The 14946-nt window shown below is 35.9% G+C and carries 16 protein-coding genes and 1 other RNA gene; 13 read left to right on the top strand and 4 right to left on the bottom strand.

Annotated features, from left to right (window positions below; genetic code table 11):
• Positions 1-427 precede the first annotated feature (427 nt).
• The 5 genes from ACIP9C_RS12830 to ACIP9C_RS12810 all read left to right on the top strand — a co-directional run bounded on the left by ACIP9C_RS12830 (position 428) and on the right by ACIP9C_RS12810 (position 3959).
• On the top strand, positions 428-1309 hold the full coding sequence (locus ACIP9C_RS12830) for a LysR family transcriptional regulator (RefSeq protein WP_401011132.1): 882 nt from the start codon (positions 428-430) through the stop codon (positions 1307-1309).
• Positions 1310-1426: 117 nt separating this feature from the next.
• Entirely contained in the window at positions 1427-2137 is a 711-nt protein-coding gene (locus ACIP9C_RS12825; protein WP_401011130.1) for a CoA transferase subunit A, read from the top strand.
• Positions 2137-2778, top strand: a complete 642-nt coding sequence (locus ACIP9C_RS12820; protein ID WP_401011265.1) for a 3-oxoacid CoA-transferase subunit B — start codon at positions 2137-2139, stop codon at positions 2776-2778. Before ACIP9C_RS12825 ends, ACIP9C_RS12820 begins: the two co-directional genes overlap by 1 nt.
• A gap of 79 nt (positions 2779-2857) precedes the next feature.
• Positions 2858-3481, top strand: a complete 624-nt coding sequence (locus ACIP9C_RS12815) for a kinase (RefSeq protein WP_401011128.1) — start codon at positions 2858-2860, stop codon at positions 3479-3481.
• A gap of 70 nt (positions 3482-3551) precedes the next feature.
• Positions 3552-3959, top strand: a complete 408-nt coding sequence (locus ACIP9C_RS12810) for a VOC family protein (protein WP_401011126.1) — start codon at positions 3552-3554, stop codon at positions 3957-3959.
• A gap of 360 nt (positions 3960-4319) precedes the next feature.
• Here the strand turns inward: ACIP9C_RS12810 and ACIP9C_RS12805 are convergent, their stop codons facing one another.
• Positions 4320-4775, bottom strand: coding sequence for a hypothetical protein (locus ACIP9C_RS12805; RefSeq protein WP_401011125.1), 456 nt, complete (start codon positions 4773-4775; stop codon positions 4320-4322).
• 529 nt (positions 4776-5304) lie between these two features.
• On the opposite strand from ACIP9C_RS12805, the gene ACIP9C_RS12800 reads away from it, so the two are divergent.
• Positions 5305-5991, top strand: coding sequence for a hypothetical protein (locus tag ACIP9C_RS12800; RefSeq protein WP_401011123.1), 687 nt, complete (start codon positions 5305-5307; stop codon positions 5989-5991).
• Positions 5992-6227: 236 nt separating this feature from the next.
• Here the strand turns inward: ACIP9C_RS12800 and ACIP9C_RS12795 are convergent, their stop codons facing one another.
• Complete coding sequence (locus tag ACIP9C_RS12795; RefSeq protein WP_173478775.1) at positions 6228-6491, bottom strand: hypothetical protein; 264 nt, start codon at positions 6489-6491, stop codon at positions 6228-6230.
• A gap of 427 nt (positions 6492-6918) precedes the next feature.
• Between ACIP9C_RS12795 and ACIP9C_RS12790 the strand changes: the two genes are divergently transcribed.
• The 4 genes from ACIP9C_RS12790 (at position 6919) to ACIP9C_RS12775 (ending at position 10266) form a co-directional block, all read left to right on the top strand.
• Positions 6919-7473, top strand: coding sequence for a hypothetical protein (locus tag ACIP9C_RS12790; protein ID WP_401011120.1), 555 nt, complete (start codon positions 6919-6921; stop codon positions 7471-7473).
• A gap of 104 nt (positions 7474-7577) precedes the next feature.
• Complete coding sequence (locus ACIP9C_RS12785) at positions 7578-8054, top strand: hypothetical protein (protein ID WP_401011119.1); 477 nt, start codon at positions 7578-7580, stop codon at positions 8052-8054.
• A gap of 135 nt (positions 8055-8189) precedes the next feature.
• Complete coding sequence (locus ACIP9C_RS12780) at positions 8190-8768, top strand: TetR/AcrR family transcriptional regulator (protein ID WP_401011117.1); 579 nt, start codon at positions 8190-8192, stop codon at positions 8766-8768.
• Between the two features lie 76 nt (positions 8769-8844).
• Complete coding sequence (locus ACIP9C_RS12775) at positions 8845-10266, top strand: MDR family MFS transporter (RefSeq protein ID WP_401011116.1); 1422 nt, start codon at positions 8845-8847, stop codon at positions 10264-10266.
• Between the two features lie 217 nt (positions 10267-10483).
• Here ACIP9C_RS12775 and ACIP9C_RS12770 read toward each other — a convergent pair whose 3' ends face one another.
• Positions 10484-11065, bottom strand: a complete 582-nt coding sequence (locus tag ACIP9C_RS12770; protein WP_401011114.1) for a TetR/AcrR family transcriptional regulator — start codon at positions 11063-11065, stop codon at positions 10484-10486.
• Positions 11066-11333: 268 nt separating this feature from the next.
• On the opposite strand from ACIP9C_RS12770, the gene ACIP9C_RS12765 reads away from it, so the two are divergent.
• Positions 11334-12596, top strand: a complete 1263-nt coding sequence (locus tag ACIP9C_RS12765; protein WP_401011112.1) for an MFS transporter — start codon at positions 11334-11336, stop codon at positions 12594-12596.
• Positions 12597-12667: 71 nt separating this feature from the next.
• Complete coding sequence (locus tag ACIP9C_RS12760) at positions 12668-13729, top strand: LLM class flavin-dependent oxidoreductase (RefSeq protein WP_401011110.1); 1062 nt, start codon at positions 12668-12670, stop codon at positions 13727-13729.
• Between the two features lie 395 nt (positions 13730-14124).
• On the opposite strand, the gene ssrS is transcribed toward ACIP9C_RS12760, so the two are convergent.
• A non-coding RNA gene (gene ssrS / locus ACIP9C_RS12755) (6S RNA) lies at positions 14125-14317 on the bottom strand.
• A 243-nt stretch (positions 14318-14560) separates the two neighbouring features.
• Here ssrS and ACIP9C_RS12750 point away from each other — a divergent pair.
• On the top strand, positions 14561-14899 hold the full coding sequence (locus ACIP9C_RS12750; protein WP_401011108.1) for a zinc ribbon domain-containing protein YjdM: 339 nt from the start codon (positions 14561-14563) through the stop codon (positions 14897-14899).
• Positions 14900-14946 lie beyond the last annotated feature (47 nt).

Genomic DNA, 14946 nt, shown 5'->3' with positions numbered 1-14946 from the left:
CACAAAAAATAATTAAAAAAATTAGCATCCGTAAAATCCTTCTTTATTTTATTTAATAGAACAGTGCGCTAGTGTGATAACAGTTATCTCCTAACTTTATAAAATTGCGACAAAATACTTATGTGTTAATAGTAAGCTAAAGTCTTAAAAACGCCCAACTAGTCAAATATATAGATTTTCTAAGGAATTATCCATAAATAAATCTTTTGAATGAAACAAAATTCCTGCATTGATGTTACCGATTTTCATTGCGAGATGCTAAAAGGCTATATCGGTTTGAAGGATTCATATGAAAACCTTCTCGTTCTTAGTTTTATTTAGGTTGCGTTTTCAAAGAAGGATTAAAGAATTATTAAGAGAATTTATTACTAATTAATAATTTAATGAATTTTTCCATAACAAATTAGAATAAATAAGGGGTTAGCATATGGAATTACGAGATTTAAAGGCGTTTATGGCAGTTGTAGAACATGGAAGTTTTACAAAAGCGGCGAGTGAATCCTTTGTATCGCAGCCATCATTAAGTAAAAGCATAAAAAAATTAGAAGACAATCTGCATGTTGAATTATTAAATCGCTCTACTCGCCATGTAGAGTTAACGGATGCAGGGCATATCGTTTACAAACAAGGTCAAAAGATTATGCGTTCTGTTCATGATTTACATATATTGCTTGATGACTTATTAAATATTAAAACGGGGTCTATTAAATTAGGTATTCCTCCACTCATTGGAACATTATTTTTTCCTGAAATAGCCCGTAAGTTTCACCAGCAATATCCAAATGTTCATTTAGAGCTAGTCGAGCGTGGAGCAAAATTAGTTGGTACTTTAGTGGAAAGTGGAGAAGTGGATATGGGCATTGTAGTTTTACCGACTGACGAACGGAAATTTATTGTCCAATCTTTCGTTGAAGATCAATTTTTTGTTTTTATTAATGAACAACATCCACTAGCACAACAAGAGCACATTTTATTGCAAGAGTTAAAAGATGAAACATTCATTATTTTTACAGAGGAATTTTCATTACATGATTATGTTATTAAATCATGTAAAAGCGCAGGATTCACACCAATAATAGGCTACAAAAGCTCGCAATGGGATTTAATTGTTGAGCTAGTATCCTCAAATTTAGGCGTGACCCTTTTGCCTTATTCTATTGCAGCAAAGCAAACCAATCGGAATGTGAAGATTATTCCATTACAGAACTTTTATATGCCGTGGCGTCTCGGTGTAATTACGAAAAAAAATACCTATCAATCTTATGCTTTAAAGCAATTATTAAAGACCATTCGAACGGAAGAAGATTAGTATCCATGGATTTATGCAGAATAAGCATAAATACCATTCCAATTAATTCCTTTACTTATAAAACAAGAATGATGTAGAATTTTTGTTAATAAACGAGCAATTTTAGGGGGTTTCGATATGAGAAACGGGAAAGTATGGCATTCGTTTGAGGAAGCCGTTGCAGATATAAATGATGGTGCTACGTTAGCAGTAGGGGGATTCGGTTTAAGTGGTATTCCTGAAAAGGCTATTGACGCGTTACAACAAAAGGGAACAAAGGATTTAACCGTGATTAGTAATAACTGTGGTGTAGATAATTGGGGTTTAGGGTTATTACTTGCGAATAAACAAATAAAAAAAATGATTGCTTCCTATGTTGGAGAAAATAAAATATTTGAACAGCAATTTTTAAGTGGTGAGCTAGAAGTTGAACTTGCACCACAAGGAACATTGGCAGAGCGTTTGCGAGCTGGAGGAGCGGGTATTCCAGGTTTTTATACAGCAACAGGGGTTGGAACGCCAATTGCTGAAGGCAAAGAAGTAAAAGTTTTCGATGGCAAGGAATATATTTTAGAAGAAGGAATTGTTGCCGACTTTGCTCTTGTCAAAGCGTGGAAGGCAGACAAGCTAGGCAATTTAATTTATCGAAAAACATCGCGTAATTTTAATCCGTTAGCAGCAATGTCAGGCAAAATTACAATTGCTGAAGTGGAAGAAATTGTAGAAGTGGGCGAACTAGATCCAGATCATATCCACACACCAGGTGTCTTCGTGCAACGTGTTCTACTCGGTGAAAACTATGAAAAACGTATTGAACGTTTGACTGTTAAAAAGGAGGAGAAAGCATGATGGTGGATACAAGATATAAAATTGTGAATAGAGCTGTCCAAGAAATTCAAAATGGCATGAATGTCAATTTAGGTATCGGTATTCCAACACTTATTGCGAACGCCATTCCTGCTAATTATGAGGTGCTTTTACAATCCGAAAATGGCCTCCTAGGAATTGGCCCGTATCCAGAGGAAAGTGCGGTAGATGCTGACCTCATAAATGCTGGGAAAGAAACAGTGACAGCTGTACCAGGAGCATCCTTTTTTGATAGCGCTGAGTCCTTTGCAATGATTCGTGGTGGACATATTGATCTTGCTATTTTAGGCGGAATGGAAGTTTCCGAAACAGGTGATCTTGCCAATTGGATGATTCCAGGGAAAATGGTAAAGGGCATGGGAGGCGCCATGGATCTTGTTGTTGGTGCGAAAAGAGTCATTGTTGTGATGGAGCATGTGAACAAAAACGGAGAGTCAAAAATTAAAAAGCAGTGTGAGTTACCGTTAACGGGCAAAGGTGTTGTGCACAGATTAATAACAGACTTAGCTGTTTTTGATTTTACAGCTACAGGAATGCGACTAATAGAATTAGCAGAAGGTGTAACATTGGAGGAAGTAAAGGCGAAAACTGCTGCTTCATTCGATGTTGCGTTATCCCAATAATTTAAAAGAGACCAGTTTACTTTGTGGGAAGTAAGCTGGTTATTTTTAATTTTACCGTATCGTGTAGGAGAGTGGAAGAATGCTTGAGATGCATCAGTTTTCAGCCGAAATAATGAAACAGTTTAATAGTCCAGATAGAGAAGAAAGACCATTCATTGTTGCAATTGATGGATTAGGAGGGGCAGGAAAAACTACCTTTGTAAATAAGCTAGCTAGCGCGTTGGAAAATGATTGCATGATTAATGTTCTGCATATAGATGATTACATTGTAGAAAGTGAAAATCGATACAATACCGGCAATGAAGAATGGTTTGAATATTATTATTTACAATGGGATATAAATTTTATAAAAGAATGCCTTTTAAAAATACATAATGGTCATCAAGAATTAACTCTTCCTTTTTATAATCGCGCAATGAATACAGTCATAAATATTAAAAAGCTACTTGTACCAAATAGTATTCTTTTAATAGAAGGAGTCTTTTTGCAGCGCAAAGAATGGAGGGGATTTTATGACTATACGATATTTTTAGAATGTCCAAGACATGTTAGGGAAGATAGAGTTTTAAAGCGTGATTCGTATATAGGGGGTGTATCAGCAATTAGGAAGAAGTATGAAAACAGATATTGGATAGCGGAAGAATATTACTTAAAAAAGGAAGTACCATTACAAAAAGCGGATATAATATGGCACGCGCAATAGAACTCAGACTATTGACGGTTCTCCTCTCAAGTTTTCCCATTATATAATCGTCCTAGAAGGAGAGATGGCGATGAAAGAACAATGGGCAAAAGAAGTTGTACAGGTTCGTGTTGCAAGACCGACTCATCAATTAAAGGCAATAGAAAGGTTTTATTGTGATGGTGTAGGTTTAGACAAAATAGGCTCGTTTAAAGGGCATCGAGGCTACGATGGGATTATGATTGGTCTGCCGAATGCAAATTACCATTTGGAATTTACTGAGCACGTTGATGGAAGCCCATGTCCTGCACCGACAAAAGATAATCTTCTTGTGCTTTACATGCCAAACATTGAAGCAATCCAACGCATTGTGCAACGACTGTCGCAGATGGGCTATCCAGCAGTAGAGCCAGAAAATCTTTATTGGGCAGAAAAAGGTGTAACAATTGAAGATCCAGATGGCTGGCGTCTTGTATTAATGAATACGATGGGCATATAAATTTTATATTCGGTAAAGAACAACATGTAACACCTATATTTCGAAAATTAAAAGAGGTTGGGACAAAAGGAAAAAGCGTTAGATTGACTGCAATCAATCTAACGCTTTATGCTATACCGTTGTTGTCCGCTCCGGCGGTCGCTTTCCGCGGGCACAACGTAAGCCGCAACCCTCATTAACGCGCGGCCTGTTGCGTCTTACGCTTTGTGTGTTCCCGCAGGAGTCGCCGCCTCCGCTACCATCAACTAGGGCTCTCTTCTAACATTTTAATTTTTGCAAAAGAAAGAAAATCTAGCTTTCATTTTATATAGCGAAAATTTCCATACACCTTTGTCCCAACTCCTTGCAAATTAATATTCTTTAATCGCCTAAAGCTGGGTTTTCTTTATATTCTGTGGCAATGGATTCTATATTTAATTGTGAATAGTCGGCCCAATTGACGGTTCTAAAATCTTCTTCATCAAAATAAATGCTTAATACTTCCGTCATTTCTTCATTGCTATTAGCGCTTGTTAATGGGGCAAACCAAATGATCGAAGGTGTTTTCACACTTTTTAGCTTCGACAGCTCGGCAAATATTTTACCGGAATCTTTCAGCATCTGATTTTTAGAACCTTCTCGTACATCTGTATCTTGAATCGATATAGTGACAATACCTTTCGTTTCTTCTACAGTAAATTTATTTTTAACTGTTGCCGCCACAATATCTTTAACAGATGTGTCTTGATCGACTGCTACTTCCTTCGGTTCTGCATTTTTTCCACAGGCTGATAGTAATAATGTGAATAATACTAAGAAATAAAGTAGTTTTTTCATGATGTTTACCTCCCTTGTTACTCCATATATGTTCAAATTGCTTATGAATTATACAAGGGGAAAGGGAGTTAGATTATTTTTTCTAACGAATGAAAGAAAATCATCTTCCGTGCATTGCTAACTACCCGAAAGTGAAAGGCATGCGTAACGTATGTTATCCATTTCTTATTAATTGGACAATAAATAAAACAATAAATAATAAACACATCGCTATGCCCATATACAAACATTTGTAAAAAGCTTTATTGTCCGTTCCTTTGTAATCAAAACCACGATTTAATATGACGAGTCCAAAAAGGACCATGATTAAATTTATAAATAGTGGATTGAATCCAGCAGGAACGACAAGAGAAAACATGAAAATGATTAGTATGACATGTATGTACTTTCTTATAGGATGGATAAATGTAATCTTTTTTAAAAATTTCATAATATCACTCCTTATAATATATTGACAAATAAATTAAGTAATTTTATTATTCTGAATATATAGTTATAATAATAAGAATTTGAGAAAGGGGCAATAGTTATGAAAAATATTATAACTTATATATTGATTTTTACTTTGCTTTTTTCGTTCCTTACTCCAAAATATATTAACGCACAAGAAATAAACAATTCAGAGAGTAAAGTGAGTATAGGTTCGGGCGTTTTAGAAGGCTATACCTTTACAACAACTATGAATGATAGCAAGAGGAGTGTTTTGGCGGATAATGGTGTAGAAAAATATGAAGCTACATATGATTTAGAAACAGGAGACTTATATTTAGATGGTCAGTTAGTTCCATCAGAGTTACGTTCTTTAGTTGATGAAATTGGAAATAGTATGGTGAGTGAAAGTGAGGGGAATATTAACAGTTTCACTATCAGACCTTTTTCGGTTGATCAAGGTGCAGGTTTTGGGGGATCACAATGGAAATATGAATGGACGGACAATGGATCATTTAGCTATACTTCTTTAGCAGTAGGTGCGCTTGCAGGACTTGTTGCTTCAATTTTTACTGGAGGAATAGTGGTACCAGCCATTGCAGGAGTAGTATCTGCTTTTGTTAGCGCTCTATCGTCTGAAAGAGGACGTATCTACTATACATGGAAACGATATACTAAACCTCATTGGAGGTGGCCAGTTCTATACAAGGAATATAAAGATGAAGTATGGTTCTACAAAGATTCTAACCGCTATCAACTAATAACATCAGCAACTTTTTATCGTTAATCAAATATATAACATTAAAATATAATTAAAAAGCAAATGCTCATTGGATTTTCTTTTAAAAATAATTTATTTAACGGCTTGGCCCTTTAATTCTAAGGGGTTAAGCCGTTCGTTATTTTTATTTCGTGTATGAGTCATCCTTCATTAGCAATTTGAAATATTACTTAAATAAAAATAATATCAACCGAAAACAAAAGGATGTTGTTTCTAGTTGATATTATTTCATCAAGTTCTATTTATTTGCTAACTACATCTAGGCACCAAGAGAAATTATCCCATGCTGAATACCAACCGTTGAAAACTTCTGATGAATCATCCCAACGAACTTCAAACTTTTTATGACCTTCGATATCTAGTAAATATAAAGCTAACGTATCATCCGCTTTAGAAACAGCTATTTTCATACCGTTTTGAAGTTCTTCTTCAGTAAATGGTACATCCGAAACCGAACGTAGCTGCGCTTGTTCAAATACTTGTTTGTTAATAATTCTGTAATTCATAATAAACCTCCAATAAAACTTTCTTGAATTTTAAATTTAAATTTTACGTGCCAATAACAGGACTATAAAAGTATATCCTATATTCATTCAGTAAAGAAAACAAAATAATAATTAACTAGGCTTTTTTTGTCTAAATTGTTGCTTATAGTGTATCAGTAATTGAATGAAGAAATCTAAAAACAATTTATTCTTAATCCAATGTTACAAGGAGCTAATAAAAAAGTCCAGAGACTCACAAAATCGAGTTATTCTAGGCTTATTTTTAATAATGTTACATCGAAATAATTTTTTAGTAAAACAAAGTTTAAAAGAGGAATCGACCATTATAATTTAAAATGAGATGGTGCATTCATATTTCGAATTGAAGGTGTTTGTTTGCATGTTGTTGAATATGTTAATACGAAAAGCAGAGGGGGAGGCAATGGCTATGAAAAAAATAATTCTTGGAATTGTTTTTACATTAATAATTTGCTCATTAATTATACCCTCCAATCATCTTCAGCAACCAACTGAAAAGGATGTTTTGTATCTAACGAAAAATTGGTCTGAATCTGTAGAGGAAGTTTATTTCATTAACGAAATTGATGAACGATGGTTAACAATATTTCGAACGAGCCAATCTACTTCCGTTGCAGAGCTAAAACAAAATTGGTTTGGTACGTGGATATTAAGCGATGGTAACACGCTATCCTCAACATATTACCCTCCATTAGAAGACGATCAAATTACATGGAGTGCTTCAGGAAAGAGTAAAGAAAATATCAGTTATTATTTTGGTGAAGTGATAGATCCTGAAATCGTTAAAATAACGGTAGAAACGCAGAGAGGTATTTTTGAAAATGTGCCATTTATAGAGTCTGCTGGACAGCGTTTTTTCTTAAAAAGAGCAGAAGGATCGATTTTTTTACCTGTTAACATTTGCGGTTTTTCTAATTCAGGAGAATTAATTTATTCATCAGTGAAGAAAATTCCCTTTAAATAAGAGACGATTGTTCAATAAGAGCAATCGTCTCTTTGAACTTTATTTTAAATAAATGAAACGATTTTGAGAAATAAAAGTCAAATTTAGAAAAAGGAGGATGTGCAGTGAAAAAGTTATTTGTAATGGTTGGCTTGATTGCGCTTTTCATAGTGGGTTGTTCGAATGATGTAAATAAAACTCATCATGAGGCAGAGCACAATAAGGAAAGTTTTCCTCCAACTTATGCAGGATGGATTCATGTTAATGGGAAGAAGTATGAAATGGAAGCGGGCGGGTATCAATGGGAAAGAAAAAAAGGGCTAACAACTGAGACTGTTCAAACTGATCATGCATCTCCAAACCAAGTAGCTGAAAAATTACAGGCGATTCAGTTAGAATCAAATATGAACATGGGTATTAAGGTTGAAGAAAATCCAGAAATCTTTGTTTATCTTTGGAATGAACACGGAAGAGATAAGGAAATTATGTTGAAAAACAATGAGATGGCGGCGCCAACAAACAAAGGTCGATATATTTATGAAGTATTAGCTCGATGGACAAATGGTGAGGTATCTTATACATTTGTAGTTGAAGTTAACTAATTGGTCAACGGCATTTCATTGTAGTGATTAAATCTAAGGTTGGGAAGTTAGATTAATTAAAAATTGACAACGTTCAAAAAGACTTTTATTATTATGTAGACCGTTCGTTATAATTTTTTTAAGGGAGGTAATCCTATGTCTAATAAAAAAACATCGCGAGAGAAAATCTTAGAAGCTGCAACAGAGCTTTTTCATTTAAAAGGATATCACGCTACAGGCTTGAGTCAAATAATTCAAGAGAGTGGCGCGCCAAAAGGTTCTTTATATTATCATTTTCCTGATGGTAAGGAACAATTAGCTGTTGAAGCGATTAACTTATCAGCAAATAGAATTGCAGCAGAAATAGAGCAAAATCTAGCAGCTTACGAAGATCCAGCTAAGGCATTCCAATATCATATAGAAAATATTTCGGGAATTTTTCATGACATAGATCCAATATCAAAATTAAAAAACGTTCCAATGGGATTACTCGCAATGGAAACAGCATTTGTAAATGAGAATTTACGTCAGGCTTGTGAAGAAACCTTTGAAATATGGGGAAATCTTTACTTTGAGAAATTAAGAATTAGTGGTTATAGTGAAGAACGAGCTTACTTAATTAGCAAAACAATAAGTGCATTAATTGAAGGTGGGATTACATTAAGTGTAACCAAAAAATCAAGTGAGCCTTTAATTCAAATTAACAAAATGATTCCTTTATTGCTTTCTAAGTAAATAGGGGCTTCGTTTTTATGCTTATTATATAGACCGGTCTAATTAATCATAGAGAAAGAAAGGAAGTATTTTATTTATGGCTTCATCTTTGCAAGTTGTGCCAGTAAGAAAACCTAAAAGCATGGCTTTCGTGCTTATGTTTGCAGCATTTATAGGGCTGTTTAGTGAGACAGCTTTAAATATGGCTCTGACAAATATTATGTCTGATTTCACTGTTTCAGCTGGGACAGCACAGTGGCTTACTACAGGCTATCTATTAACAATAGGTATTTTAGTGCCTGTTTCATCTCTTCTAATTCAATGGTTTACAACAAAACAGTTAGTTGTTGGATCATTAGTATTTTCGATTGTAGGAACGATTTTAGCAGCTTTAGCACCAAGCTTTCCAATTTTACTGCTAGGTCGTATCATTCAAGCGTTTGGAACGGGTATTATTTTACCGCTCATGATGAATGTAATTTTATTAATTTTCCCGATTCAAAAGCGTGGGGCGGTAATGGGGTTAATGGGGCTTGTTATTACGACAGCTCCTGCAATTGGGCCAACATTGGCAGGCTTAATTGTGGACTCGTTGGATTGGTCGTATATTTTCTGGATAAGCCTTGTCTTTTATGCAGGATTAGTCGTAGCGGGGCTTAAACAAATCGATAATGTATCTACTATTACGAAACCAGCTATTGATGTTGTTTCAATTATTTTATCGACACTTGGCTTTGGTGGCTTTATTTACAGTTTAAGTACTATTGCAGAAAAATCCTTTGCTTCTGCAGGGGTATATATTCCATTTATTGTTGGCTTAGTTTCGATTGTGTTATTTGTCATTCGTCAATTTAAAATGGAGCAGCCTATGATTAATTTACGAACGTTTAAATATCCTATGTTTACGTTAGGGACGGTATTGTTATTTAGCGGTATGCTATTAATTTTATCAACAGCTATACTATTACCTATGTACTTAAAAGGTTCTTTACTATTCAGTGCTACAGTTGCAGGCCTTATTCTTTTACCTGGTAGTGCCATGAATGCTGTTTTATCACCAGTAGTAGGAAAGATGTTCGATCAATTTGGAGCAAAGAAATTTTTACCCCTGGGTTTTCTTTTTACATTAATTGCAAGCTTACTTTTTGTCTTTACGATTTCCGCACATACACCCGTTTGGCAGATTATTTTAGCTAATACAATATTCTTTATAGGAATTTCTATGATTATTATGCCTGCTCAAACAAATGGTTTAAATCAGTTGCCACGTGAATTATACGCAGATGGTGCAGCTGTTATGAGTACATTACAACAAATTGCAGGTGGGACAGGGACAGCATTGGCTATTACATTAATGGTCAGTGGACAAAACAAGCATTTCGAGAAATTCCAAAATGCTTTACCATTTGAGTTAATTGCTGAAGGAACAAAGTATGCATTCTTCTTTATTGCAGCCCTTGCTCTTATTGGGCTTGTGTTATCTCTATTTGTTAATGGAAAGCGTGTAGAAAAGAATTAAGTATTGATGATATAAAATTATGTAGCCCTTTATGGTTGCGTAAATATACATGTGAAAATCCACTCAGATCCTGTGAGAACGCCGCAACTAGCAACAGTAAGCTGGTTGTGGCTTTTTTCACGGAAAGAAGTGGATTTTTACTATGTAGAGCATACAGAGTATAGGTTGTTGAACAGCCTCTGTTACTACTTCAAGCACTTAAACGCTAGAATCCTCATTATTTAAGTAATGTAAGAGTAGTCGTTATTGCATTGTCAATAAAAGAACGCTGAGGGCGAGACTTCATCATTACCGTTAGTCCGATTAATGCGACAATAAGTGCTTGTGCTAAAGATTTTGCGTCTGTGTTGGCTTCCAGCTCACCTGATTGTATTCCATGTTGAATCGTTTCTTGAAAGATGACAGTTAAATACATTTGATGTTCTCTAGTCAAGATTTCAAATCTTTCATCATGAGGTGCTAGTTCAACCATTGTATTAATACAAAAACAACCTCTACTAAGTTCTTCTGCGTATTCGTCATTGATGACATCCGTAAAGAAAATAGCAAATGCCTTTTTTACAGAGGCGTGTTTTTGAAGTCTAGTGCGAATATCGGATGCCCGAGACATGGTATATTTTCGAAGTGCAGCTTCGAATAATGCCTTCTTATCGCCAAAAGTTGAATAAATACTAGGGCGTTGAATGCCCATTCTAGAAGTAAGATCACTTAACGAAGTAGCCTCATATCCCTTCTCCCAAAATAACTGCATAGCAGCATCTAAAACTTTATCCTCATCAAATTCACGGGTTCGAGCCATTAAGATTACTCCCTTCAAATTTTAATTTTTATTAATTACATTATGACATGTATGTAGGTAATTGCAATTATTTCTTACTTATCGGTATTTAATTTTCAGATTATTAGCCATTTTATTAGTCAAAATGTAAAAGTTATTTCATGTTAAATTTACAGTGATAAAAATATTAAGTTGACATTACAATTATTTTTAAGTTATATTTAGCAACAATTATAATGTACCGTTTGGTATGTTATTATTAATAATCAAAGGGATTGGAGATTAAGATGTGTATAAAGCAGATTCAAATCTAGAAAATGACCCACTTTATTCTAAGGTGAATAGTCCATCTCCTGAAACTAAACCTCATGGGCATCAGCATTCATCCATGCCTCGCTCTTTGACATTGTTGTTTGCGACTGCCTGTGGAATGTCAGTGGCCAATATTTATTTTGCTCAGCCATTGCTCAATCGATTATCGAATGATTTTGGCATTGACCATTCCGTTATTGGTGTTGTGATTACTATCACACAGATTTTTTATGGATTGGGTTTACTACTACTTGTTCCGCTTGGAGATTTATTAAATCAACGGCGTCTTATTGTCGGGCAGATGCTCTTATCCGCAATAGCTTTGATTATAGTGGGGACAGCTTTTTCTAGCGTTGTACTTTTCGTAGGTATGGCTTTAGTAGGTCTTCTGGCAGTTGTGACCCAAACGCTTGTGGCTTTTGCAGCAAATATCGCTTCTCCTACAGAACGAGGGCGTGTCGTTGGTATTGTAACAAGTGGAATAGTTATCGGCATACTGCTCGCGCGGACTTTTGCCGGTATACTAACAGATCTAGCAGGTTGGCGTTCCGTATATATCGTCTCTGCAGCACTCATGCTTTTGCTAGCTAGTTTGTTTTTTAAAGTATTGCCAGTTGTTGAGCGCGAGGTGAAATCAATCACTTATCTCCAGTTGATTAGGTCAACGTTTACATTGTTTATTCAAGAGCGAACTTTACGCGTTCGTTCAGTTTTAGCGCTGTTGATTTTTGCCGATTTCAGTATTTTATGGACTTCGCTCGTTTTACCACTTAGCGCACCGCCGTTTGCTTTATCCTATAGTGCAATTGGAGCTTTCGGTCTTGTTGGTGTAGCAGGAGCATTAGCTGCGGCAAGCGCAGGAAAACTGGCAGATCGAGGGTACGGACAACGAACTACTGGTTGTGCTTTGTTATTATTGTTAATTTCATGGTTGTTTATCAGTTATCTACAACAAACATTTGTCGCATTAGTTGTCGGTATTGTTCTACTTGATTTGGCTGTACAGGCAATACATGTAACGAATCAAACGATGATTTTTCCGTTGTATCCAGAAGCAAGGAGTCGACTTACTGCTGGATATATGATGTTCTATTCTATCGGCAGTGCGAGTGGTTCAATTGCCTCGACTCAAATATATGCACATTTTGGCTGGGGAGGCGTTTCTTTGCTTGGCGCTTCGGTCAGTGCTTTTGCTCTTCTATTTTGGGCTTTAAGTATTCGAGTAAAGATATCAAAATAACTTCGTGATAGTACTACTACCAGTAACACTATATTTATTCTTACAATTTAATTGGACTAGGAGAGATTTAAATGGAAATAGGTATTACATCTTTTGTAGAAACGAAACCGGATGTTTTTAATGGCGAAGTGATTAGTCATGCCCAACGTCTACGTGAAGTGATCGAAGAAATTATCCTTGCTGATCAAGTAGGGCTGGATGTGTTTGGAGTTGGTGAACATCATAGGAAGGATTATGCAGCATCATCTCCAGCGATGGTTCTCTCAGCGGCGGCACCCCAAACGAAAAACATACGACTTACAAGCGCGGTAACTGTGCTTTCTTCAGCTGATCCTGTACGCGTTTTTCAAGATTTTTCTACTCTAGATGGGATTTCAAATGGACGTGCAGAAATAATGGCGGGGCGAGGTTCTTTTATCGAGTCATTTCCGTTGTTTGGTTATAATTTAAATGACTATGACGCACTCTTTGAAGAACATTTGGAGTTGCTGCTTAAAATTCGTCACTCGGAAAAAGTAACGTGGGAGGGCGGACATCGACCTGCAATAAATAATTTAGGTGTTTATCCAAGACCTGTTCAAGATTCTTTACCTATATGGGTTGGTAGTGGTGGAAATCAGGATTCTGCAATCCGTGCAGGCCTGCTCGGATTGCCACTAATGCTGGCGATAATTGGTGGTAGCCCGATGCAATTTGCACCAATTGTACAATTATATAAAAAAGCAGCGGCTCATGCAGGTCATGATGTCTCCAAACTGAAGGTGGGATCTCATTCGATTGGTTTTGTAGGGGAGAATAGGGAACTGGCAGCAGATACATTTTTCCCATCCACGCAAGCTGGTATGAATAAACTTGGCAAGGAGCGGGGCTGGGCTTATTATGATCGTTCGAGTTTTGATGCTGCGCGAAGTTTTGAAGGGGCATTGTATGTTGGTGATGCTAATACTGTCGCAGAGAAAATCATCCATTTGCGTAAGCATGTGGGGATTACTCGTTTTATGATGTATGTACCGTTAAGTACAATGCCACATAATCAAGTGATGCGTGCCATTGAATTGCTTGGGAAAGAAGTTGCCCCTCGTGTTAGAGAGGAAATTGCTAAATGGGAAGCTAACGGTGAACGGGATATATGATGATTTAGTAACTAGAAATCTAGATTAATATGACAAATTTTAATGAAAAAAGACTAGCTGTTTTAGCTAGTCTTTTTCTTCATCTTTATAGCAAGAAGAATCCCGATAATTATGAGATTAATACTGTTAAATGTTAAAAAATAGTCGGCACCATACCGCCATCCAAAAAAGGGCGTTTTGGAAGAGAAGAATTATTTCGATCTTGTATATAGACTAGCTGATGATATTGAAGAATTTATTGACCGAAATCCAAATCGTTCACACGTTAAGTTATAACGGTAATTAGCATTAATTTTTGCATCAAAATTGCATCAACGCTTGTTTTTAATAAAAAAACTCACCCTCCATATAAGAAGGGTGAGTCGCTTTGAAGCCTTGAGGCTCTAATGTAAAATTTAAAAGCCGCGTATGCCGTATTTCTTATAGAAAGTTTTAAACCACCACTCCTCAAAGTGGGTGTTCGCAGAAGTTTTCCTGCTTATCCTCATGCACCAAGGTGTGAGGCCCGTCATTCCAACTCCAATAATAAAACTCCCTTTTACAGCTTAAAGGTTAAAACTTAATATTATACGAACAATGCAGCCTTTATGGATATAATACGGCATGATAAACAAACTTGCAAGCAAGATGGTTTATGAAAAAAAGTCAATGGGCACATACTATAAAACATGCAATTTATACATATAAAACGCTTGGATTATATGGAATACCTTCATATATTTTTCACAAATACGAACAAAAAATGCGAACAACCTTTGCGAAATTATAGTAAGTGTGTAAAGATAGGAGCGTAATCATTTACCTAACGAAAATTAAAGGGAGGAAGCGGAAATGGCAGCATATCCAAATTGTCCGAAATGTAATTCTGAATACACCTATGAGGATGGCGCAAACTTTGTATGTCCAGAATGTGCGCATGAATGGAGCAATAGTGCAACAGAGCAGGAGTCGGATGCACTTATCGTAAAAGATGCAAATGGTAACTTGTTAGCAGATGGTGATGCAGTAACAGTTATTAAAGACTTAAAAGTAAAGGGAAGCTCTTCAACTTTAAAAATTGGCACAAAGGTTAAAAGTATTCGCCTTGTTGAAGGTGACCACAATATTGATTGTAAAATTGACGGCTTCGGTGCCATGAAACTAAAATCAGAGTTCGTGAAAAAAGCCTAATAGCTGGAATGATAAGGAGCATCTTTCATACGAGAGATGCTTTTATC

It is taken from the genome of Lysinibacillus sp. NPDC093210, assembly GCF_044753985.1.
Classification (GTDB): Bacteria; Bacillota; Bacilli; order Bacillales_A; family Planococcaceae; genus Lysinibacillus.
The sequence above is the reverse complement of the archived record's forward strand: the minus strand, read 5'-3'. Positions and strand labels throughout refer to the sequence as shown.

Bases quoted from the DNA above. Each gene is read 5' to 3' on its own strand.
- ACIP9C_RS12830 (WP_401011132.1), top strand. From the start codon at position 428: ATGGAATTACGAGATTTAAAGGCGTTTATGGCAGTTGTAGAACATGGA.
- ACIP9C_RS12825 (WP_401011130.1), top strand. From the start codon at position 1,427: ATGAGAAACGGGAAAGTATGGCATTCGTTTGAGGAAGCCGTTGCAGAT.
- ACIP9C_RS12820 (WP_401011265.1), top strand. From the start codon at position 2,137: ATGGTGGATACAAGATATAAAATTGTGAATAGAGCTGTCCAAGAAATT.
- ACIP9C_RS12815 (WP_401011128.1), top strand. From the start codon at position 2,858: ATGCTTGAGATGCATCAGTTTTCAGCCGAAATAATGAAACAGTTTAAT.
- ACIP9C_RS12810 (WP_401011126.1), top strand. From the start codon at position 3,552: ATGAAAGAACAATGGGCAAAAGAAGTTGTACAGGTTCGTGTTGCAAGA.
- ACIP9C_RS12805 (WP_401011125.1), bottom strand. From the start codon at position 4,775: ATGAAAAAACTACTTTATTTCTTAGTATTATTCACATTATTACTATCA.
- ACIP9C_RS12800 (WP_401011123.1), top strand. From the start codon at position 5,305: ATGAAAAATATTATAACTTATATATTGATTTTTACTTTGCTTTTTTCG.
- ACIP9C_RS12795 (WP_173478775.1), bottom strand. From the start codon at position 6,491: ATGAATTACAGAATTATTAACAAACAAGTATTTGAACAAGCGCAGCTA.
- ACIP9C_RS12790 (WP_401011120.1), top strand. From the start codon at position 6,919: ATGAAAAAAATAATTCTTGGAATTGTTTTTACATTAATAATTTGCTCA.
- ACIP9C_RS12780 (WP_401011117.1), top strand. From the start codon at position 8,190: ATGTCTAATAAAAAAACATCGCGAGAGAAAATCTTAGAAGCTGCAACA.
- ACIP9C_RS12775 (WP_401011116.1), top strand. From the start codon at position 8,845: ATGGCTTCATCTTTGCAAGTTGTGCCAGTAAGAAAACCTAAAAGCATG.
- ACIP9C_RS12770 (WP_401011114.1), bottom strand. From the start codon at position 11,065: ATGGCTCGAACCCGTGAATTTGATGAGGATAAAGTTTTAGATGCTGCT.
- ACIP9C_RS12760 (WP_401011110.1), top strand. From the start codon at position 12,668: ATGGAAATAGGTATTACATCTTTTGTAGAAACGAAACCGGATGTTTTT.
- ACIP9C_RS12750 (WP_401011108.1), top strand. From the start codon at position 14,561: ATGGCAGCATATCCAAATTGTCCGAAATGTAATTCTGAATACACCTAT.